Source organism: Variovorax sp. Soil_C_39 (assembly GCF_057656815.1).
This window is the reverse complement of sequence record NZ_JBDGJQ010000014.1, coordinates 1-18,046: the sequence shown is the minus strand read 5'-3', so window position 1 is coordinate 18,046 and position 18,046 is coordinate 1. Positions and strand designations below refer to the sequence as shown.

Genomic DNA, 18,046 nt, shown 5'->3' with positions numbered 1-18,046 from the left:
CAGGCTGCCAGGGTCTCCCTCATGGGTTTCCGGCAGTTCCCGGGCCCGGCGGGCCCTCATCCAGCCTCGATTCCACCACTGCGATCCCGATGAAAGCTTCCCGTTTTTTCGTCTCCACCCTCAAGGAAGCGCCCGCCGATGCCGAGGTCGCGAGCCATCGGCTCATGATGCGCGCCGGCATGATCAAGAAGCTCGGTACGGGCATCTACACCTACATGCCGATGGGGCTGCGCGTGATCCGCAAGGTCGAGGCGATCGTGCGCGAGGAAATGAACCGCGCCGGCGCCGTCGAGCTCACGATGCCGGTGGTTCAGCCGGCCGAGTTCTGGCAGGAGACCGGCCGCTTCGACAAGATGGGCCCCGAGCTGCTTCGCATCAAGGACCGGCATGACCGGGACTTCGTGGTGCAGCCCACCAGCGAAGAGGTGGTGACCGACATCGCGCGCCAGGAGATCCGCAGCTACAAGCAGCTGCCGAAGAACTTCTACCAGATCCAGACCAAGTTCCGCGATGAGCGCCGTCCGCGCTTCGGCCTGATGCGCGGGCGCGAGTTCATCATGAAGGACGCCTACAGCTTCGACCGGGACCTCGACGCGGCCAAGCTCAGCTACCAGGCCATGGCCCAGGCCTACCGCAACATCTTCGACCGCTTCGGGCTGCGCTACCGCGCGGTGGCTGCCGACAGCGGCGCCATCGGCGGCGACCTCAGCGAGGAGTTCCAGGTCATCGCGGCCACGGGCGAGGACGCGATCGTCTACTGCCCCGACAGTGACTACGCAGCCAACATGGAAAAAGCCGAGGCGCTCGCGCCGGCTGGCCCGCGTCCTGCAGCGGCGAAGGCGCTCGAGAAGACGCCGACGCCCGGCAAGAGCACCTGTGCCGACGTGGCCGAATTGCTCGGCGTGCCGCTTGCGACCACCATCAAGTCGTTGGTGCTCGCGACCGACATCCTCGACGAGGCCGGCAATCCCAAAGGCTCGCAGGTCTGGCTGCTGCTGCTGCGCGGCGACCACGACATGAACGAGATCAAGGTCGGCAAGCTGCCGGGCCTCGACCAGGGCTTCCGCTTCGCCACGCTGGCCGAGATCGAAGACCACTTCGGCTGCAAGCCCGGCTACCTCGGGCCGCTGAACCTCAAGAAGCCCGTCAAGCTCGTGGCCGACCGCGAGGCGGCCGTGCTCGCCGACTGGATTACGGGTGCCAACGAGGTCGACTTCCACATGACCGGCGTCAACTGGGGCCGCGACCTGCCCGAGCCGGACCTCGTGGCCGACATCCGCAACGTCGTCGCCGGCGACGCCTCGCCCGACGGCAAGGGCGTGCTGGCCATCGAGCGCGGCATCGAGGTGGGCCACGTGTTCGTGCTCGGCACCAAGTACAGCAAGGCGATGAACGCCACCTACCTCGACGAGGGCGGCAAGCCGCAGTTTCTCGAGATGGGCTGCTACGGCATCGGCGTCACGCGCCTGCCCGCGGCCGCCATCGAGCAGAACCACGACGAGCGCGGCATCATCTGGCCCGATGCGCTGGCGCCGTTCACCGTGGTGGTCTGCCCGATCGGGATGGACCGGAGCGCCGAGGTCAAGACTGCTGCCGAAGCGCTCTACGAGGCGCTGCTCGCCAAGGGCGTCGACGTGCTGCTCGACGACCGCGGCGAGCGTCCCGGCGCGATGTTCGCCGACTGGGAGCTGATCGGCGTGCCGCACCGCGTGGTCATCTCCGACCGCGGCTTGAAGGAAGGCCAGCTGGAATACCAGCACCGCCGCGACACCGCGGCCACCAAGGTGCCGGCCGACGGCATCGCCGACTTCATCGCAGGCAAGCTGCAGGCATGAGCGCCGCGCCGGGCCGCCCCAAGCAAGCTCGCTCCCGCCTGGCGGGAAGGCGCGCAGCGCCAAGGGTGCACCAGTGAGCCTCGGCGCCGGCCTCTCGCGACGCCGGTGCCTGGGTGGCGCCATGATGGCTGCTGCAGGCGCGCTGTCGCTGCTCGCGCTGCCGCAGCGTGCGGTGGCCGGCGCGCAGATCGAGGAGCCGCTGATCGATTCGGTGCGCACCGCGCTGAGCTCGGCCGTCCACAACAAGGCGCCGCCGGTGCCCGAGTTCGCCAGCACCGAGGCCCGGCTGGCCTACTTGCGCTGGCTCGGCGAGATGAGCCAGCGGCTCAAGAAGAAGGTGCCCGACGCGTCCACGCGCATCGAGTTCCTGCAGACTGTCTGGTACGAGTCCAGGCGCGCGGGGCTGGACGTGAGCCTGGTGCTCGGGCTGATCCAGGTTGAAAGCAACTTCCGCAAGTTCGCCGTCTCCAGCGCCGGTGCCCGCGGCTACATGCAGGTGATGCCGTTCTGGACCCGCGTGATCGGTGACAGCGACCCGGCCAAGCTGTTCCACATGCAGACCAACCTGCGCTTCGGCTGCGTGATCCTGCGCCACTACCTCGACCGCGAGCGCGGCGATCTCTACATGACGCTCGGGCGCTACAACGGCAGCCGCGGCAAGGCGCCGTACCCGAACGCCGTGTTCTCGAACCAGCGGCTTTGGGTTTTCGCGGACCGGGCGGAAGGCTGACTTAAGCCTTCGTGACCATGACCTGGTCGATGCGATAGCGGTCGACATCCATCACTTCGAAGGTGTAGCCGCCCCAGCTCACCGTGTCGGTGCGCTTGGGCACGCGGCGCAGCATCACCATCAGGAAGCCGGCCAGCGTTTCGTACTCGTCCGCATGCGGCAGTTCGTCGATGTGCAGCGCGCGCTGCACGTCCTGGATCGGCGTGACGCCGTCGATCAGCCACGAGTTCTCGTCGCGCTTCACGATCTGCTCCTCGTCGTCGAGCGTGGACACCAGATCTCCCATCACCGTGTTCATCACGTCGTTGAGCGTGATCACGCCCACCACGAGGCTGTACTCGTTGACGATGATCGCAAAGTCCTCGTGCGCCTGCTGAAACTGCTCGAGCACTTCGGTCAGCGAGAGCCGGTCGGGCACCACCAGCGCCTTGCGCAGCGTCAGCCCCTGGTCGAAGGCCAGCGGCTGGCCGCTCAGCACGCGCTGGAACATCTCCTTGGCGTCGACGTAGCCGAGCACATGGTCGATGTCGCCGTCGCACACCGGGTAGGCCGAGAACGGCTCGGCCAGGATGCGCGCGCGCAGCGCCGGCTCGGGATCGTCGTGCTGGAACCATGCGATGTTGTCGCGCACCGTCATCACGCTGCGCACGAGCCGCGTGTCGAGTTCGAACACATTCGCGATCACCTGCTGTTCGCGCGCGGCGAGCACGCCGGCCCGGGCCCCGGCCTCGGTCATGGCGAGAATGTCGGCCGAGGTGATCTTGTCGTCGCGCACCAGCGGCATGCCCAGCAGCTTGAACAGCATGTCGGTCGAGCGCGTGAACAGCCACACCAGCGGCTTGAAGGTGGCGATGAGCACCAGCATCGGCCCGACCATGCGAACCGCGATGCGCTCGGGGTCGCTCATGCCCAGCCGCTTCGGGAACAGGTCGGCGAACACCAGGAACACCGCGATGACGATGACGAACGAGCACAGGAAGGCCACCTTCGCCGCCGCCTCGACGCTGATCCAGTTCTCGAAGAAGCGTGCGAAGTAGGGGCTCAGCGAACCCTCGCCGACCACCCCGCCGAGGATCGCCACCGCATTGAGCCCGATCTGCACCACGGTGAAGTAGTGGCCGGGCTGCTCCTGCACGCGCAGCACCCGGTCGGCGCGCGGGTCGCCGTCGTCGGCCATCTGGCGCAGGCGCAGGCGCCGCGAGGCGGCGAGGGTGATTTCGGCCAGGGAGAAGAAGGCGCTCGTCGCGATCAGCGCGACGATGATGAGCAGGCTGTGGGTCAGGGTCATGGTGGCATGGCGAAGAGCGCCATGGTGCCATGACTCAGCCGTGGCGCGGCGGCTGTCAGGCCGGCTTGCCGCTCACCACCTGCTGCAGCTCGCCCGATTCGTACATCTCCATCATGATGTCCGAGCCGCCGACGAACTCGCCGTTCACGTAGAGCTGCGGGATCGTGGGCCAGTTGCTGTATTCCTTGATGCCCTGGCGGATGCCGTCATCCTCGAGCACGTTGACGGTCTTGAGCGCCTTGGTGTCGACGCCGACCGCCTTCAGGATCTGGATCGCGCGGCCGGAGAAGCCGCACATCGGGAAGCTCGCATTCCCCTTCATGAAGAGCACGAGGTCGTTGGTTTTGACGAGATCGTCGATGCGTTGCTGGGCGTCGGACATGGGGACTCCTGAGAAAAGTGGGCTGAAGGGATTATTTCACCGTGTGCCAGATCCCGCCCGAGCAGCGCGGGATGCCGGCAAGGTCATCGCGGCTTTGCGCGTCGGCGAAGCCGCGCGACGCCAGCAGCTCGCGCACGGCCGCGGCCTGGTCGTACCCGTGCTCGAGCAGCAGCCAGCAGCCGTCGGCGAGGTGCGCCGGCGCCCGGTCCACGATGCGGCGGATGTCGTCGAGCCCGTCGCGGCCCGCCACCAGCGCGCCGCGCGGTTCGTGGCGCAGCGCCGGCAGGTGCGGGTCGCCGGTCGCGATGTAGGGCGGATTGCTCGCAATCAGCGCGTAGCCGGCCGGCGCGCCGTCGAGCCAGTCGGCCTGGCGAAAGCGCACAGCCAGTCCCAGGCGCTCGGCATTGGCCGAGGCCACGGCCAGCGCGTCGGCGCTCGCATCGACCGCTTCGACCTGCGCATCGGGCCGCGCATGCTGCAGCGCGAGCGCGATGGCGCCGCTGCCGGTGCCCAGGTCGAGCACGCGCGGCGCGTCGGTGCCGTCCAGGCACTGCAGCGCCCAGTCGACCAGCGTCTCGGTGTCGGGCCGCGGCACAAGCACGCGCGCATCGACCTGCAGGCGCAGGCCGCGGAACTCTTTCTCGCCGAGCAGGTAGGCGACCGGTTCGCCCGCCAGGCGGCGCGACAGCCATGCCGACAGCGCCGGCCATGCCGCTGCGGGGAAGGTGTCGGTGTCGTGCGCCAGCAGCCATGCGCGGTCGTGCGGCGCGCGGCCCAGCGCGTGCAGCAGCAGCAGCTGGGCGTCGAGCCGGTCGATGCCCAGCGCCAGCGCCGCGGACAGGGCGTCGGCCACGGTGGCCGGAAGATGGGTGCCTGCCGCCGTCATGCCGGCAGGTTCGACTCGAGCTCGGCCAGCTGCTCGGCCTCGCGTGCGGCGCGCAGCGCGTCGAGCACGTCGCCGAGGTCGCCTTCCATGATCGCCAGCAGCTTGTAGAGCGTGAGATTGATGCGGTGGTCGGTGAGCCGGCCCTGCGGGAAGTTGTAGGTGCGGATGCGGTCCGAGCGGTCGCCGCTGCCGATCAGCCCCTTGCGCATGGCCGCATCCTTGGCGGCGCGCTCGCTGCGTTCCTTTTCCTGGATGCGCGCCGACAGCACCTGCAGCGCCTTCGCCTTGTTGCGGTGCTGGCTGCGGTCGTCCTGGCATTCGGCCACGATGCCGGTCGGGATGTGCGTGATGCGCACGGCCGAGTCGGTCTTGTTGATGTGCTGGCCGCCGGCGCCGCTCGCGCGGTAGGTGTCGATGCGCAGGTCGGCCGGGTTGATCTGCACCGCCTGGGCCTCGTCGGGCTCGGCCAGCACCGCGACCGTGCAGGCGCTGGTGTGGATGCGGCCCTGCGTCTCGGTCGCGGGCACGCGCTGCACGCGGTGGCCGCCCGATTCGAAGCGCAGCCGGCCGAACACGTCGTCGCCCGCGATGCGCAGCACCACGTCCTTGTAGCCGCCGAGCTCGCTTTCGCTTTCGCTCACGATCTCGGCACGCCAGCCCGCGCGCTCGCAGTAGCGCGTGTACATGCGCAGCAGGTCGCCTGCGAACAGGGCCGATTCGTCGCCGCCCGTGCCCGCGCGGATTTCGAGGAAGGCGTTGCGCGCATCGTCCGGGTCGCGCGGCAGCAGCAGGCGCTGCAGTTCTTCTTCGAGCAGCAGCAGCTCGGCCTCTGCGCCCGCGATCTCTTCCCTGGCCATCTCGGCCATGTCGGGGTCGTCGAGCATCTCCTTCGCGCCGACGATGTCGGCCTCGCGCTGCTTGTAGCGCTCGTAGCGCCCGGCGATCTGCGTCACCTCGGCATGCTCGCGCGAGATGGTGCGGTACTGCGCCATGTCACTCATGATGTCTTCGCGCGAAAGCAGGAAGTCGAGTTCGCCGAGGCGGGCGGCATAGCGTTCGAGTTGGCGGCGGAGGAAAGATTTCACGGGAGAAAGGCAGGAAAAGGCGGGGGAGGTGGGCGGGAACCGAACGCGGAAGTCGCGAGGGTTCCGCAGAAGTCGCAGCAGAACTCCGCCCTCGGCGGCGGCACGAAACGCGCGCCAGCGTCGCTAACGCTCTTTGCGCAGGAACAGCCGCGAGATAGCCTGCGCCGTCTGTTCGCGCGCGGCCGCGTCGCCCGCGTGGAGCTCGGCCAGCGCGCCATGCATCATCTTCTGCGTGAGCCCGCGTGACATCGCTTCGAGCACCGCTTCGACCGGTTCGCCCCTGGCGAGCAGCTTGCGCGCCCGCGCCATCTCGGCGCTGCGCCATTCGTCGGCCTGCGCGTTGAGCTGCTGGATCAGCGGCACCGTGCCGCGCTGGCCCAGCCAGTGCATGAAGCTCTGCACGCCCGCGTCGATGATGGCCTCGGCTTGCGCCACCGCAGCCTGACGGTTGGCCTGGCCCTGCTGCACCACCTGCGCCAGGTCGTCGACGGTGTAGAGATAGATGTCCTCGAGCGCCTTGACCTCGGGCTCGACGTCGCGCGGCACGGCCAGGTCGACCATGAACATCGGGCGGTGCTTGCGCGCCTTGAGCGCCCGCTCGACCGCGCCCAGGCCGATGATCGGCAGCGTGCTCGCGGTGCAGCTCACCACGATGTCGAACTCGGCGAGCCGCCCCGGCAGGTCGGCCAGCCGCATCGCTTCGCCACCGAAGCGCGAGGCCAGCTTCTCGCCGCGTTCCAGTGTGCGGTTGGCGATCGCGATGGCCTTGGGCTCCTTGGCCGCGAAATGCGTGGCCGCCAGATCGATCATCTCGCCCGCGCCGACGAACAGCACGCGCGTTTCGCGCAGGTCTTCGAACAGCTGGCTCGCGAGCCGCACGGCCGCCGCGGCCATGCTGATGGAGTGGGCGCCGATCTCGGTGGAGGTGCGCACCTCCTTCGCGACCGCGAAGGAGCGCTGGAACAGCTGGTTGAGCGTGCTGCCGAGCGCACCGGCGGTTTCGGCCGCGCGGATCGCGTCCTTCATCTGGCCCAGGATCTGTGCTTCGCCGAGCACCATCGAATCGAGGCCGCTGGCCACGCGGAACGCATGGCGCGCCGCCTCGTCGTCGTGCAGGGTGTAGGCATGCGAACGCAGCAGCGCTGGCGCCACGCCGCCGCTCTGGGCCAGCCAGCCGACCGTGTGGTCGAGCGCGGCCTGGTCGGCGGCGCAATAGATCTCGGTGCGGTTGCAGGTCGAGATGATCGCGGCCTCGACCTGCGGATGGCGCCCGCTCGCGAACGAGCTGCGCAGGCTCTGCAGCGTGGGCGCGATCTGATCGAGCGCGAACGCAAAACGACCGCGCAGATCGAGCGGCGCGGTCGTGTGGTTCAAGCCAAGGGCCCAGACTGACATAGTTACTGATTATAAAATCAGCAGGCACCTTCCGGCTGCGAAGGGGCTTCGCCCTGCGGCGTCTTTCTTTCCCACCCCATGTCGCTGCTCGATCTCCTGAACCACCTGCTGAACTTCATCGCACCCGCGCTCGTCGTGGGTTTTCTTTGTGCGCTGGTGGGCCGCGCGTTCGGGCGCCGGGCAGCCGGTGAGCGCGCATGGTGGGCCCAGGGGGCATTCAACGCCGCTGCCGGCACGGCCGCGCTGCTCGGCGGATTGGTCCTTGTGGGACGCGACGGGACGGTCGCCGCCTACGCGGCGCTCGTGATCGCGAGCGGTACAAGCCAATGGATCGGCTCGCGCGGCTGGCGAAGGTAGAACCTGCAACCCATAGGGATACCGCGCGTTTCAATATGTTACACAGGTTAATATATGAACTCGCAGTTGGTAGTTTTTCACACTTGAGTGTGCGAAAAGCGACAGGCTAAGCAGCTCGCGCACGTTGGCGAGGCGGCCCATGGGACGGTATCGATGTATTTGCATCCTCTTTTCGCCAGTGTTCCCCCGGACGAGCGCGCCGCATTCGTCCAGCGCATCGAGCTTCGGTCCTGCCGGCGCAACGAGGTGGTGCTTGCGGCCGATGCCTGGACCGACCGCATCTATTGCGTCGCCACCGGGCTGCTGCGCGTGGTGGTGCAGGGCAGCGAGGACAGCAACGACGTCACGACCGATTTCATTCGACAGGACGACTTCTTCCTCCATTCGACGCTGGCCGAAGACCGGTACCAATCCGGCGCCACCTTGATTGCGGCGCTGCCTTCCTCGCTGTACCTGATTCCCACTGCCGAATTCCGCGCCCTGTGCACTCGCCATCCGGCTGTGACGATGGGCCTGCTCGGCATGGTGATGAAGCGCACCGCGGCGCTGCGCAGGCAGATCCGGCAGATTTCCTCGGCCTCGTCGGAGCGGCTCATCAGCCGCATCCTGCACGAGCTCACCGAACTGGCCCCCGGTGTGGGCGGGGGCTACGACAAGCGCATCACGCAGTCGGTGATCGCCTCGTATTCGGGGCTTTCGCGGATGCAGGTCAACAAGACGATGCGCGACCTGGAGCGCCGCGGGCTGGTGCGGCGCGACGAACACGGCGTCTATGTGCCGCCCAGCTTCGCGTCGTCCGACTTCCAGGCACTGCCTTCGAGCGAGCCGCCGCCGCCCGACCAGAGCCCGGACGGCGAGGTGGACCCCTCGTTCTTCCCGGACCTGCCCGAGGCCCCGCCCAAGCCCGACAAGGGCTGAACTCAGCCTAACGCGATCCGCGTGCCCGCACCGCTCGCGGCCCGGCGGATGCCGTCCGGCCCGTAGCAGGGCTGTGCACTGGTGGCCTGCAGGTAGTGCAGCGCGTTCTGGGTGAAGTCGAGCTGGCTGTACACAAGTGCGCCGTTCTGGCGATTGCCGGCACGGGCCTGCTGCGCGAGGTCGAGCAGCGCCTGCCATGCCGCCAGCGTGGCTTCGCCCTCGGCGGCCGCGGCCGCTTCGGCGCCTGCCCGCCCCGGTTCGAAGCCGCGTGCCACCTGGGCCGACTCGCGCGCCTGGTCGAGCGCCGCCATGCGGTCGAGCAGGCTGGCCTTGCGCTCGGTGATCTCCGGCAGCTGCGCGAAGAGGCCCTGGGTCATGGCCTCGGTTTCCTGCGCAAGCACCGAGAGAAATTCCTCGATGCAGTTCTTTTCGGCCAACAGGTGGACCAACATGGTGGGTTACAGCTTCGCGTTGTCGTCGAGCAGCTCGCGCACGCTGGCCAGCAGGCCGCGGGCGATCCGCTCGGGGTGAACTTCATAGCGGCCGGCCCGGATGTCTTCCCGGATCGCGGCCACGCGTGCGGCGTCGAAGTCGGCGTTGGGGGCATCGGGCAGCGAGCGAACCTGTCCCGCCGAGAGCTGCACGACGTCCTTGCCGCCCGGAACAGCGTCGGCGCCGCCGGCCGGCGTCGAGGGCGCGCCCTTGTTCGCGCGGGTGAGCGGGGTGGCCGAAGGGGTGGATGGATCGATTTTCAAGATGATTCCTCAGAGGGCTGCCTGGTGTATCGGCAGTCCGGCCCGAAACTTTAGGGCCTGGGCCGGAAATTCCACTATTGCGGCAGCCGGAGCTGTCCTTCCTCGTCCGCGACGCCACTGACGATCCGGCCGTCCAGCGTCCGTGCGCGGATGTTTCCCCCGGCGCCGGCACTCGCCAGCGCGCGCGCCTCGGTGCTCACCGAATAGCCCGGGCCCTCGGCCACTACCTTGACGGTCTGGCCCTGCTGGATCACCGTCACGCCGCGCACCTGTTCGCGCCGCAGCGGCGCGCCGGCCGCAATGCGGTTGGCGGCCACCACGCCCTGGAGTTCGGCTGCATCGGTCAGCAACGAGCGCGGCAGGGCCGTGAGATCGCCCTCGCGCGCAGCAAGGTCGCCCGCACCGAAGGCCTGGCCCGCATCGATGTTGCGCATGGCCACGAAGTAACGCCCTTCGACGGCGACACGGGCGCGCACGTAGCGCGTCCAGGGCTTCTGCTCCGAATGGCAGCGCAGGCCGACCGAGACCCGACCCCAGGGCCTGGCGCCGCGCGGCAGGAAGGCCTCAAGCGCATCGCAGGGCGGCAGTGCGCCCGAGGCCGGGGCATCCACGCTGATGGAGACCTTGCCGGGCAGCCCTGCGCTCTGGGCGAGCAGCAGCGTGTCCACGGCCACGCGCGCATCGCCCTCGAGCTGCGGCGCCGCGGCGCAGGCCGACGCCGTGCCGAGCCCCCCCGCCAGTGCGGCAAGCAGGCATCGCAGGAAACGCAGTCTGTAGAGGTTCATGGCAGTCATCGGTGAGCGCAATTCTAGAAAGATGCCCCCGATCCGAAGATGCGAAGTGCACGCCAAATGCCCCTTTGTTCGGGCCATTGCGAACGCAGTGCATGCATAGACTCGCTTTCCATCTGTCGCCACGCCCAGCCGGGATGCGACGCCTCGAACGGATGGAAAACATGATCGACAAGCTGGATGCGGCGCTTCGCTTCAACCGCGAAGCACTCAACCTCAGGGCGCAGCGCCAGGAAGTGTTGGCCGCCAACATCGCCCACGCCGACACGCCCAACTACAAGGCACGCGACTTCGATTTCGCGGGCCGCCTCTCGCAGGCGATCACGCAGGGCCGCGCAGCGGGCGCCGTGCCGATGGCCACCACCTCGGCGCGCCACATGCAGGCCACGGCCGCGTCGGCGATCCCCGAGGGCGACCTGCTCTACCGCGTCCCGAGCCAGGCGAGCATCGACGGCAACACCGTCGAGATGGATGCCGAGCGCATCAACTTCGCCGACAACGCGCTGCGCTACGAAGCCAACCTCACGGTGGTCAGCGCCAAGATCAAGTCGCTGCTTGCCGCCGCGCAATAACCAAGAACAGCACGACAGGAGCAAGCAGCATGCCGCATCCCAGCGCATCCATGAACATCTTCGGCGTGGCGGGTTCCGCCATGGCCGCGCAGTCGCAGCGCATGAACGTGACCGCGAGCAACCTCGCCAACGCCGAGAGCGTGGCCGGTCCCGACGGCAAGCCCTACCGCGCCAAGCAGGTCGTCTTCGAAGTGGCGCCCTCGGGCCAGCAGGACATCGGCGGCGTCAGGGTCGCGGGCGTGGTGGAGGACAGCTCGCCTTTCAAGATGGTCTTCGACCCCAAGAACCCCCACGCCGACGCCAAGGGCTACGTGGCCATGCCCAACGTCAACGTGGTCGAGGAAATGACCAACATGATCTCCGCCTCGCGCAGCTACCAGGCCAACGTCGAGGTGCTCAACACCGCCAAGACCCTGATGGTCAAGACGCTGAGCATCGGCCAGTAACCCCTTCGCCTCTCCACGAACAACCTCCATGGCCATCACCGACACCTCCTCCATCTCCGGGCTCAATGCAGCCACCGCGGCGCCCACCGCAGGCAACGTCTCGGAAGCGGGCAGCGAACAGCGCTTTCTGAAGCTGCTCGTCACGCAGCTCAACAACCAGGACCCGCTCAACCCGATGGAGAACGCGGAGCTCACCTCGCAGCTCGCGCAGATGAGCACCGTGAGCGGCATCGAGCGCCTCAACGCCACGCTCAGTGGCCTGGTCAACCAGACCGGCGCCAACCAGGTGCTGCAGGCGGCCTCGCTCATTGGCTACAACGTGCTGTCGCCCGGCAGCACCATCTCCACCGCCGAGCCGAAGGCGGGCGAGGCGCCCGCGGCCGTGCCCTTTGCGGTGCAGCTCGCAGACACCGCCGGCGACGTCGAGGTGAAGATCGTCGACGGCGCCGGCCGCACGGTGCGCACGCTTTCGCTCGGCACCATGGCCGAAGGCGTCAATGCGGTGAGCTGGGACGGCCTGGCCGACGACGGCAGCGCAGCGCCCGCCGGCAACTACAGCTTCACGGTCGCGGCCGACAACAACGGCGCGAAGGTGGATGCCACCGCGCTCGTGTTCTCGCAGGTGGCCGCGGTCAAGCAGGGCGCGAACGGCGTCACGCTCGAACTGATGACCGGCCAGAGCATCACGCTGGCCGACGTGCGCATGTTCCTCTGAGCACCCGCGCCACACCACTTCTTCATCTCTTCTTCTCATCGCTTTTCAACGTACCGAAACAAGGATTCGATCATGGGCTTCACCCAAGGCATCAGCGGACTCTCCGCGGCAGCCGCCAACCTCGACGTCATCGGCAACAACATCGCCAACTCCAACACCATCGGCTTCAAGTCGGGCTCGGCGAGCTTCCAGGACGTGTATGCAGGCTCGCGCGTCGGCCTGGGCGTGGCCGTTTCGGGCATCGTGCAGAACTTCACCCAGGGTTCGGTGCAGACCAGCAGCCGGCCGCTCGACGTCGCGATCCTCAACGGTGACGGCTTCTTCCGCCTGAGCAGCCCGAGCGGCGAGGTGATGTATTCGCGCAATGGCCAGTTCACGCGCGACAAGGACGGCTTCATCGTCAACGGCGGTGGCCTGCGCCTGACCGGCTACGGTGTCTCGGCGACCGGTGGCCTCGACGGCGGCACGCCGGCACCGCTGCAGGTGCAGACCACCGCGATGAACCCGAAGCCGACCTCGGCCATCCAGGCGGCCTTCAACGTCGACGCGCGCAGCACCACGCCGGCCAAGACCCCGTTCGCGCCCACCGATTCGGACACCTTCAACTACTCGAACGCGCTGGGCCCGATCTTCGACTCGCTCGGCAATCCGCACGAGCTGGGTGTGTACTTCGTGAAGACCGGCGCCAATGCATGGGACGTGTTCGCGGCGGCCGACGGCGCCGCGCTCAACGGCGGCGCGCCGGTCTCGACCATGACCTTCGACACCAACGGCAATCTGCTCACGCCGGCCAACGGCGCGATCACGCTGCCCGCGATGAACTTCGCCAACGGCTCGGCAGCGGTGAATGCCAACGTCGACCTGTCGGGCACCACGCAGTTCGGCAACGTCAACGAGATCAAGACGCTCAAGCAGGACGGCTACACCTCGGGCACGCTGACCTCGTTCTCTATCAACCCCGACGGCACCATCACCGGCAAGTTCTCCAACGAGCAGACCACGCTGATGGGTCAGGTCGTGCTGAGCTCGTTCGCCAATCCCAACGGCCTCGAGCCGATGGGCGAAAACGTCTGGGCCGAGACGCTGGCTTCGGGCCAGCCGCTCACCGGCACGCCGGGCGCGGGCACCAAGCAGGGCTCGCTGGCCTCGGGCGCGCTCGAGGCCTCGAACGTCGACCTGACCTCCGAGCTCGTGAACCTCATCGTCGCGCAGCGCAGCTACCAGGCCAACGCGCAGACCGTGAAGACGCAGGATCAGGTCGTGCAGACGCTGATCAACATCCGCTGAGCCGCCCATGGACCGCATGCTGTACGTCGCCATGAGCGGCGCCAAGCAGGCCATGGAGCAGCAGGCCTCGGTCGCCAACAACATGGCGAACGCCTCCACGCCCGGGTTCCGCGCGCAGATCAACAGCTTCCGCGCGGTGCCGGTCACCGGTGCCGAGGCGACGACGCGCGCCTACGTGGTCGCCACCACGCCGGGCGCCGACTTCAGCCACGGCCCGCTGACCGAAACCGGCCGCCCGCTCGACGTGGCGGTGCACGGCGACGGCTGGCTCGTGGTGCAGACGCCCGACGGCGGCGAAGCCTACACGCGCGTCGGCAATCTGCAGGTCGATGCCGAAGGCCAGCTCACCACCATGGGCTCGCTGCCGGTGGCCGGCGATGCCGGGCCGCTCGCGGTGCCGCCGGGCGCCGCCGTGACCATTGCCGCCAACGGGCTCGTCACCGCGCGCGGCGCGGGCGATCCGGCGATCGGCGTGGCCGAGGTGGGCCGCCTGAAGCTGGTCAATCCGCCCACGGCCGACCTGGTGCGCGGTGAAGACGGACTGTTCCGCATGCGCGAGGGCCTTCCGCCCGCCGAGGTCGACGAGGCCGTGACCGTGACCACCGGCGCCGTCGAGGGCAGCAACGTCAACGGCGTCGAGGCCATGGTGGCCATGATCGCCAACGCCCGCAGCTTCGAGATGCAGATGAAGTCGATGCGCAGCGCGGACGAGAACGCGCAGTCGGCCAACAAGCTGCTGGCGTACGGCTGAGCCGGCTGAATCGCCACATTCCCCTGACTCTCCAACAAGGAAATCCCCATCATGATGCGCTCGCTCTACATCGCGAAGACCGGTCTCGATGCTCAGCAGACCCAACTCGACGTGGTGTCGAACAACCTCGCCAACGTCGGCACCACGGGCTTCAAGCGAAGCCGTGCCGTGTTCGAGGACCTGATGTACCAGAACCTGCGCCAGGTCGGCGGCCAGACCTCGGATCAGACCCGGCTGCCTTCGGGCCTCCAGGTGGGCACCGGCGTGCACGTGGTCGCGACCGAGCGCATCCATTCGCAGGGCAACCTGACGAAGACGGACAAGCCCACCGACGTTGCCATCAACGGCGGCGGCTTCTTCCAGGTGCTGATGCCCGACGGCAGCACCGCCTACACGCGCGACGGCTCGTTCCAGACCGACCGCGACGGCCAGCTCGTCACCGCGAGCGGTTTTCCGGTGCAGCCGGCCATCGCGCTGCCGGCCAACACCACCAGCATCACGGTCGGCCGCGACGGCATCGTCTCGATCACCCAGGCCGGGCAGACCAACACGGTGCAGGTCGGCCAGCTCCAGCTCGCCACCTTCCTGAACCCGACCGGCCTGCAGAGCAAGGGCGAGAACCTCTATGCCGAGACCGATGCCTCCGGCGCCCCCAACCAGGTGAATCCGGGCGTCGACGGCGCGGGCCTGCTGAGCCAGGGCTACGTCGAGGCCTCGAACGTCAACGTGGTCGAGGAGCTGGTGAACATGATCGCCACGCAGCGCGCCTACGAGATCAACAGCAAGGCGGTCCAGGCTTCGGACCAGATGCTGCAGCGCCTGGCCCAGTTATGACATCGCTGCGTTCGTGGATGCTGCTGGCCGCGTTGGCGGTCACGGGCTGCGCGCAGGTCCCGCGCGAGCCGCTCGTGCACCAGCCGATGACCGCGCGCGCCGATAGCATCATGGCCGCGGCGCCGCGGCCCGCGAACGGTGCGATCTTCCAGCATGGTCCCGGCGGCGGCGCGCTGTTCGAGGACCGCCGGCCGCGCAATGTCGGCGACATCCTGACCGTCGTCATCAGCGAGAGGGTCAACGCCAGCAAGAACTCGGGTGCCTCGTCGAGCCGCACCGGCAGCCTGGTCGCCGACTTCGCCGGCGGCATTCCAAAGCTGATCGGCTCGCTGCTCGACGGGCAGGACGCCAAGCTCTCGGGCGGCAACACGCTGGCCGCCAAGGGCGGTGCCAATGCCAACAACACCTTCAACGGCGTGATCACGGTCACGGTGGTGGACGTGATGCGCAACGGCAATCTGCTCGTGAGCGGCGAAAAGCAGATGGGCATCAACCAGGGCACCGAATTCATTCGCTTCTCGGGCGTGGTCAACCCGCGCACCGTCTCGGGCAACAACACCGTGCCGTCCACGCTCGTGGCCGACGCACGCATCGAATACACGGCCAAGGGCTACATCGACGAGGCTCAGCACATGGGCTGGATGCAGCGCTTCTTCCTCAACGTGATGCCTTTCTGATGGCGCATAGCGCCGGCAGAAGCAGAGATACCACCATGCAAACCACCCGCACACTGCGTTCGATCATCGGCCTGGCGGCGCTCTGCGCCGTTGCCTGGGGCGCTCCCGCCAACGCCGAGCGGCTCAAGGAACTCGCGAGCATCCAGGGCGTGCGCGACAACCCGCTGATCGGCTACGGCCTGATGGTGGGTCTCGACGGCACCGGCGACCAGACCATGCAAACGCCGTTCACCACGCAGAGCCTGAACAACATGCTGCAGCAGCTCGGCATCACGATCCCGCAGGGCGTGAACATGCAGCTCAAGAACGTGGCGGCGGTCATGGTCACGGCCACGCTGCCTTCGTTCGCGCGGCCGGGCCAGAACATCGACGTGACGGTCTCGTCGATGGGCAATGCCAAGAGCCTGCGCGGCGGCACGCTGCTGATGACGCCACTCAAGGGCGCCGATGGCCAGGTGTATGCGATCGCGCAGGGCAACATGGTGGTGGGCGGTGCCGGCGCTTCGGCCAACGGCAGCAAGGCCCAGATCAATCAGCTCGGCTCGGGCCGCATCCCGGCCGGCGCGCTGGTCGAGCGCAGCGTCGAGGCGCAGGTCGGCGGCGAGAACACCTTCACGCTCGAACTCAACCAGTCCGACTTCGGCACCGCGCAGCGCGCGGTCGATGCGATCAACCGCCAGTTCGGGCCCGGCATCGCGCAGGCGCTCGATGCGCGCGTGATCCAGGTGCAGGCGCCGGCGGCAAACGAGCGCGTGGGCTTCCTTGCGCGACTCGAGAGCCTCGAGGTCACGCCCACGCAGGCCGTGGCGCGCGTGGTGGTCAATGCGCGCACCGGCTCGGTGGTCATGAACCAGGCGGTGCGGGTGAACGACTGCGCCGTGGCGCACGGCAACCTGTCGGTGGTGATCAACACCGAGCCGGTGGTCAGCCAGCCGAATGCATTCGCCGGCGGCCAGACCGTGGTCGGGCAGACCTCGCAGATCTCCATCAACCAGGGCGGCGGCGCACTGCAGATGGTGCGCGGCGGCGCTTCGCTGGCCGACGTGATCAAGGGCCTGAACAGCCTGGGCGCCAATCCGCAAGACCTGGTGTCGATCCTCCAGGCCATGAAGTCCGCGGGTGCACTGCGCGCGGAACTCGAGATCATCTGACGGAACGCGGCATGGCGATCTCGCAAAGCAGCGGCACCAGCGGCGGCGGCCTGCTGGACCAGCGTCTCGCGCTCGATGTCCAGAGCATCGATGCGCTGCGCAACACGGTGCGCAACTCGCCCGACGAGGGCGTGAAGCAGGTCTCGCGCCAGTTCGAGGCGCTGTTCATGAACATGGTGCTCAAGAGCATGCGCGAGGCCACGCCCTCGAGCGGCCTGTTCGAGAGCCGCGACGAGAAAATCTATCTGTCGATGCTCGACCAGCAGCTGGCGCAGAACCTCTCGGGGCGCGGCGTGGGGCTGGCCGAGGCGATGCTCGCGCAGCTAAGCCGTGGCGCGGCCGAAGCCGATCCCGGCGGCGGCGGCACCGGTGTCGAGGGCATGCCGTTCTCCTTGCAGGCGGCCCCGGCGGTGGCGCGCCGGACCGACATGCCCATCGCGGCGCATTCGGGCATTCCGCTCGGCTCGGCGCCGCCTTCGGCCGCGCCCTCACGTACCGCGGCGCCCGTCGCGGACCTCGGCATCTACCAGCGCAACAGCGAGCGGCTCTCGCCCGCCGCCGAGGGATCGTTGCAGGGCAAGGTCGACAGCTTCGTGCAGCGAATGGGTTCGTCGGCGCAGGTGGCCAGCGCCGCGAGCGGCGTGCCTGCGCCGCTCATCCTCGCGCAGGCCGCGCTCGAGTCGGGGTGGGGCAAGCGCGAGATCCGGGCCGACGACGGCACGCAGAGCTTCAACCTGTTCGGCATCAAGGCCGACCGCAGCTGGAAGGGCCCGGTGGTGGAAACCACCACCACCGAATACATCGACGGCGAGCCGCAACGCGTGCGCGCGAAGTTCAGGGCCTACGGCTCCTACGACGAGGCCTTCACCGATTACGCGCGCTTCATCACGCGCAACCCGCGCTACGCCGGCGTGCTCGCCGCGGAGACGCCGGCCGAAGCGGCGCACGGCCTGCAGAAGGCTGGCTACGCCACCGATCCGCACTACGGGCAGAAGCTCGTTCGCATCATGCAGAAATTCAGCTGAAGGAAGAAACGACATGGCAGACACATCCACCTCTTTGCAACACCGCGGCCCCTCGGCACCCGCCGCCGCGAGCCGCCTGGAGGTCGTGACCTTCACGCTCGGCCAGGAGGAATACGGCATCGACATCCAGAAGGTGCAGGAGCTTCGCGGCTACGACGCGGTGACG

Annotated in this window: 22 protein-coding genes; 14 read left to right on the top strand and 8 right to left on the bottom strand. The window is 68.2% G+C overall.

Translation table 11 applies throughout. From position 1 onward, the window contains the following. Window positions 1–89: 89 nt before the first annotated feature. Together AC3A6J_RS24895 and AC3A6J_RS24890 are read left to right on the top strand one after the other, a co-directional pair. Window positions 90–1,835, top strand: coding sequence for a proline--tRNA ligase (locus tag AC3A6J_RS24895; protein ID WP_487862684.1), 1,746 nt, complete (start codon window positions 90–92; stop codon window positions 1,833–1,835). Window positions 1,836–1,908: 73 nt separating this feature from the next. Beyond that, entirely contained in the window at window positions 1,909–2,565 is a 657-nt protein-coding gene (locus AC3A6J_RS24890) for a lytic transglycosylase domain-containing protein (RefSeq protein ID WP_487862683.1), read from the top strand. Between the two features lies 1 nt (window position 2,566). On the opposite strand, the gene paeA is transcribed toward AC3A6J_RS24890, so the two are convergent. The 5 genes from paeA to hemA all read right to left on the bottom strand — a co-directional run bounded on the left by paeA (window position 2,567) and on the right by hemA (window position 7,601). Next, window positions 2,567–3,853, bottom strand: coding sequence for a polyamine export protein PaeA (gene paeA, locus AC3A6J_RS24885; protein WP_487862682.1), 1,287 nt, complete (start codon window positions 3,851–3,853; stop codon window positions 2,567–2,569). A 55-nt stretch (window positions 3,854–3,908) separates the two neighbouring features. Then, window positions 3,909–4,235, bottom strand: coding sequence for a Grx4 family monothiol glutaredoxin (gene grxD / locus AC3A6J_RS24880; protein ID WP_487862681.1), 327 nt, complete (start codon window positions 4,233–4,235; stop codon window positions 3,909–3,911). 31 nt (window positions 4,236–4,266) lie between these two features. Continuing rightward, entirely contained in the window at window positions 4,267–5,121 is an 855-nt protein-coding gene (gene prmC / locus AC3A6J_RS24875; protein ID WP_487862680.1) for a peptide chain release factor N(5)-glutamine methyltransferase, read from the bottom strand. Then, window positions 5,118–6,206, bottom strand: a complete 1,089-nt coding sequence (prfA, locus tag AC3A6J_RS24870; RefSeq protein WP_487862679.1) for a peptide chain release factor 1 — start codon at window positions 6,204–6,206, stop codon at window positions 5,118–5,120. The genes prmC and prfA overlap by 4 nt, the downstream gene beginning before the upstream one ends. Window positions 6,207–6,329: 123 nt before the next feature. Continuing rightward, window positions 6,330–7,601, bottom strand: coding sequence for a glutamyl-tRNA reductase (gene hemA, locus AC3A6J_RS24865; protein WP_487862678.1), 1,272 nt, complete (start codon window positions 7,599–7,601; stop codon window positions 6,330–6,332). Window positions 7,602–7,679: 78 nt separating this feature from the next. Between hemA and AC3A6J_RS24860 the strand changes: the two genes are divergently transcribed. Continuing rightward, window positions 7,680–7,958 carry a hypothetical protein gene (locus tag AC3A6J_RS24860; RefSeq protein ID WP_487862677.1) on the top strand — a complete coding sequence of 93 codons (279 nt, stop codon included), beginning with the start codon at window positions 7,680–7,682 and terminating at the stop codon, window positions 7,956–7,958. 153 nt (window positions 7,959–8,111) lie between these two features. After that, on the top strand, window positions 8,112–8,876 hold the full coding sequence (locus tag AC3A6J_RS24855) for a Crp/Fnr family transcriptional regulator (RefSeq protein WP_487862676.1): 765 nt from the start codon (window positions 8,112–8,114) through the stop codon (window positions 8,874–8,876). 2 nt (window positions 8,877–8,878) lie between these two features. On the opposite strand, the gene AC3A6J_RS24850 is transcribed toward AC3A6J_RS24855, so the two are convergent. The 3 genes from AC3A6J_RS24850 to flgA form a co-directional block, all read right to left on the bottom strand. Then, window positions 8,879–9,328: a flagella synthesis protein FlgN gene (locus AC3A6J_RS24850; protein ID WP_487862675.1), complete on the bottom strand. Its 450-nt coding sequence runs from the start codon at window positions 9,326–9,328 to the stop codon at window positions 8,879–8,881. A gap of 6 nt (window positions 9,329–9,334) precedes the next feature. Further along, window positions 9,335–9,631, bottom strand: a complete 297-nt coding sequence (flgM, locus tag AC3A6J_RS24845; RefSeq protein WP_487862674.1) for a flagellar biosynthesis anti-sigma factor FlgM — start codon at window positions 9,629–9,631, stop codon at window positions 9,335–9,337. Window positions 9,632–9,705: 74 nt separating this feature from the next. Continuing rightward, window positions 9,706–10,416, bottom strand: a complete 711-nt coding sequence (gene flgA, locus AC3A6J_RS24840; RefSeq protein WP_487862673.1) for a flagellar basal body P-ring formation chaperone FlgA — start codon at window positions 10,414–10,416, stop codon at window positions 9,706–9,708. 170 nt (window positions 10,417–10,586) lie between these two features. On the opposite strand from flgA, the gene flgB reads away from it, so the two are divergent. The 10 genes from flgB to AC3A6J_RS24790 form a co-directional block, all read left to right on the top strand. After that, window positions 10,587–10,994, top strand: coding sequence for a flagellar basal body rod protein FlgB (gene flgB, locus AC3A6J_RS24835; protein WP_487862672.1), 408 nt, complete (start codon window positions 10,587–10,589; stop codon window positions 10,992–10,994). Between the two features lie 29 nt (window positions 10,995–11,023). After that, window positions 11,024–11,440, top strand: a complete 417-nt coding sequence (flgC, locus tag AC3A6J_RS24830) for a flagellar basal body rod protein FlgC (RefSeq protein ID WP_487862671.1) — start codon at window positions 11,024–11,026, stop codon at window positions 11,438–11,440. Between the two features lie 28 nt (window positions 11,441–11,468). Then, the gene (locus AC3A6J_RS24825) at window positions 11,469–12,155 is read left to right on the top strand and encodes a flagellar hook assembly protein FlgD (RefSeq protein ID WP_487862670.1); all 687 of its coding nucleotides are present in this window, start codon (window positions 11,469–11,471) and stop codon (window positions 12,153–12,155) included. 72 nt (window positions 12,156–12,227) lie between these two features. Beyond that, a complete protein-coding gene (gene flgE, locus AC3A6J_RS24820; protein ID WP_487862669.1) occupies window positions 12,228–13,442 on the top strand; it encodes a flagellar hook protein FlgE in 1,215 nt (404 codons plus the stop codon). A gap of 7 nt (window positions 13,443–13,449) precedes the next feature. Then, window positions 13,450–14,193: a flagellar basal body rod protein FlgF gene (locus tag AC3A6J_RS24815; protein WP_487862668.1), complete on the top strand. Its 744-nt coding sequence runs from the start codon at window positions 13,450–13,452 to the stop codon at window positions 14,191–14,193. 51 nt (window positions 14,194–14,244) lie between these two features. Further along, window positions 14,245–15,027, top strand: coding sequence for a flagellar basal-body rod protein FlgG (gene flgG / locus AC3A6J_RS24810; protein ID WP_487862667.1), 783 nt, complete (start codon window positions 14,245–14,247; stop codon window positions 15,025–15,027). Continuing rightward, on the top strand, window positions 15,024–15,704 hold the full coding sequence (locus tag AC3A6J_RS24805) for a flagellar basal body L-ring protein FlgH (RefSeq protein WP_487862666.1): 681 nt from the start codon (window positions 15,024–15,026) through the stop codon (window positions 15,702–15,704). Before flgG ends, AC3A6J_RS24805 begins: the two co-directional genes overlap by 4 nt. A gap of 35 nt (window positions 15,705–15,739) precedes the next feature. Beyond that, window positions 15,740–16,855 (top strand): flagellar basal body P-ring protein FlgI, encoded by a 1,116-nt coding sequence (locus AC3A6J_RS24800; protein ID WP_487862665.1) that lies wholly within the window; start codon window positions 15,740–15,742, stop codon window positions 16,853–16,855. Between the two features lie 11 nt (window positions 16,856–16,866). Continuing rightward, window positions 16,867–17,880 carry a flagellar assembly peptidoglycan hydrolase FlgJ gene (gene flgJ, locus AC3A6J_RS24795; protein WP_487862664.1) on the top strand — a complete coding sequence of 338 codons (1,014 nt, stop codon included), beginning with the start codon at window positions 16,867–16,869 and terminating at the stop codon, window positions 17,878–17,880. Window positions 17,881–17,893: 13 nt separating this feature from the next. Further along, the coding region (locus AC3A6J_RS24790; RefSeq protein WP_487862742.1) for a chemotaxis protein CheW at window positions 17,894–18,046 on the top strand (153 nt) is incomplete at its 3' end.

Excerpts from the sequence above, each read along its gene's own strand:
- AC3A6J_RS24895 (WP_487862684.1), top strand. The coding sequence starts at position 90 with ATGAAAGCTTCCCGTTTTTTCGTCTCCACCCTCAAGGAAGCGCCCGCC.
- paeA (WP_487862682.1), bottom strand. The coding sequence starts at position 3,853 with ATGACCCTGACCCACAGCCTGCTCATCATCGTCGCGCTGATCGCGACG.
- grxD (WP_487862681.1), bottom strand. The coding sequence starts at position 4,235 with ATGTCCGACGCCCAGCAACGCATCGACGATCTCGTCAAAACCAACGAC.
- prmC (WP_487862680.1), bottom strand. The coding sequence starts at position 5,121 with ATGACGGCGGCAGGCACCCATCTTCCGGCCACCGTGGCCGACGCCCTG.
- hemA (WP_487862678.1), bottom strand. The coding sequence starts at position 7,601 with ATGTCAGTCTGGGCCCTTGGCTTGAACCACACGACCGCGCCGCTCGAT.
- AC3A6J_RS24860 (WP_487862677.1), top strand. The coding sequence starts at position 7,680 with ATGTCGCTGCTCGATCTCCTGAACCACCTGCTGAACTTCATCGCACCC.
- AC3A6J_RS24855 (WP_487862676.1), top strand. The coding sequence starts at position 8,112 with ATGTATTTGCATCCTCTTTTCGCCAGTGTTCCCCCGGACGAGCGCGCC.
- AC3A6J_RS24850 (WP_487862675.1), bottom strand. The coding sequence starts at position 9,328 with ATGTTGGTCCACCTGTTGGCCGAAAAGAACTGCATCGAGGAATTTCTC.
- flgA (WP_487862673.1), bottom strand. The coding sequence starts at position 10,416 with ATGAACCTCTACAGACTGCGTTTCCTGCGATGCCTGCTTGCCGCACTG.
- flgB (WP_487862672.1), top strand. The coding sequence starts at position 10,587 with ATGATCGACAAGCTGGATGCGGCGCTTCGCTTCAACCGCGAAGCACTC.
- flgC (WP_487862671.1), top strand. The coding sequence starts at position 11,024 with ATGCCGCATCCCAGCGCATCCATGAACATCTTCGGCGTGGCGGGTTCC.
- AC3A6J_RS24825 (WP_487862670.1), top strand. The coding sequence starts at position 11,469 with ATGGCCATCACCGACACCTCCTCCATCTCCGGGCTCAATGCAGCCACC.
- flgE (WP_487862669.1), top strand. The coding sequence starts at position 12,228 with ATGGGCTTCACCCAAGGCATCAGCGGACTCTCCGCGGCAGCCGCCAAC.
- AC3A6J_RS24815 (WP_487862668.1), top strand. The coding sequence starts at position 13,450 with ATGGACCGCATGCTGTACGTCGCCATGAGCGGCGCCAAGCAGGCCATG.
- flgG (WP_487862667.1), top strand. The coding sequence starts at position 14,245 with ATGATGCGCTCGCTCTACATCGCGAAGACCGGTCTCGATGCTCAGCAG.
- AC3A6J_RS24805 (WP_487862666.1), top strand. The coding sequence starts at position 15,024 with ATGACATCGCTGCGTTCGTGGATGCTGCTGGCCGCGTTGGCGGTCACG.
- AC3A6J_RS24800 (WP_487862665.1), top strand. The coding sequence starts at position 15,740 with ATGCAAACCACCCGCACACTGCGTTCGATCATCGGCCTGGCGGCGCTC.
- flgJ (WP_487862664.1), top strand. The coding sequence starts at position 16,867 with ATGGCGATCTCGCAAAGCAGCGGCACCAGCGGCGGCGGCCTGCTGGAC.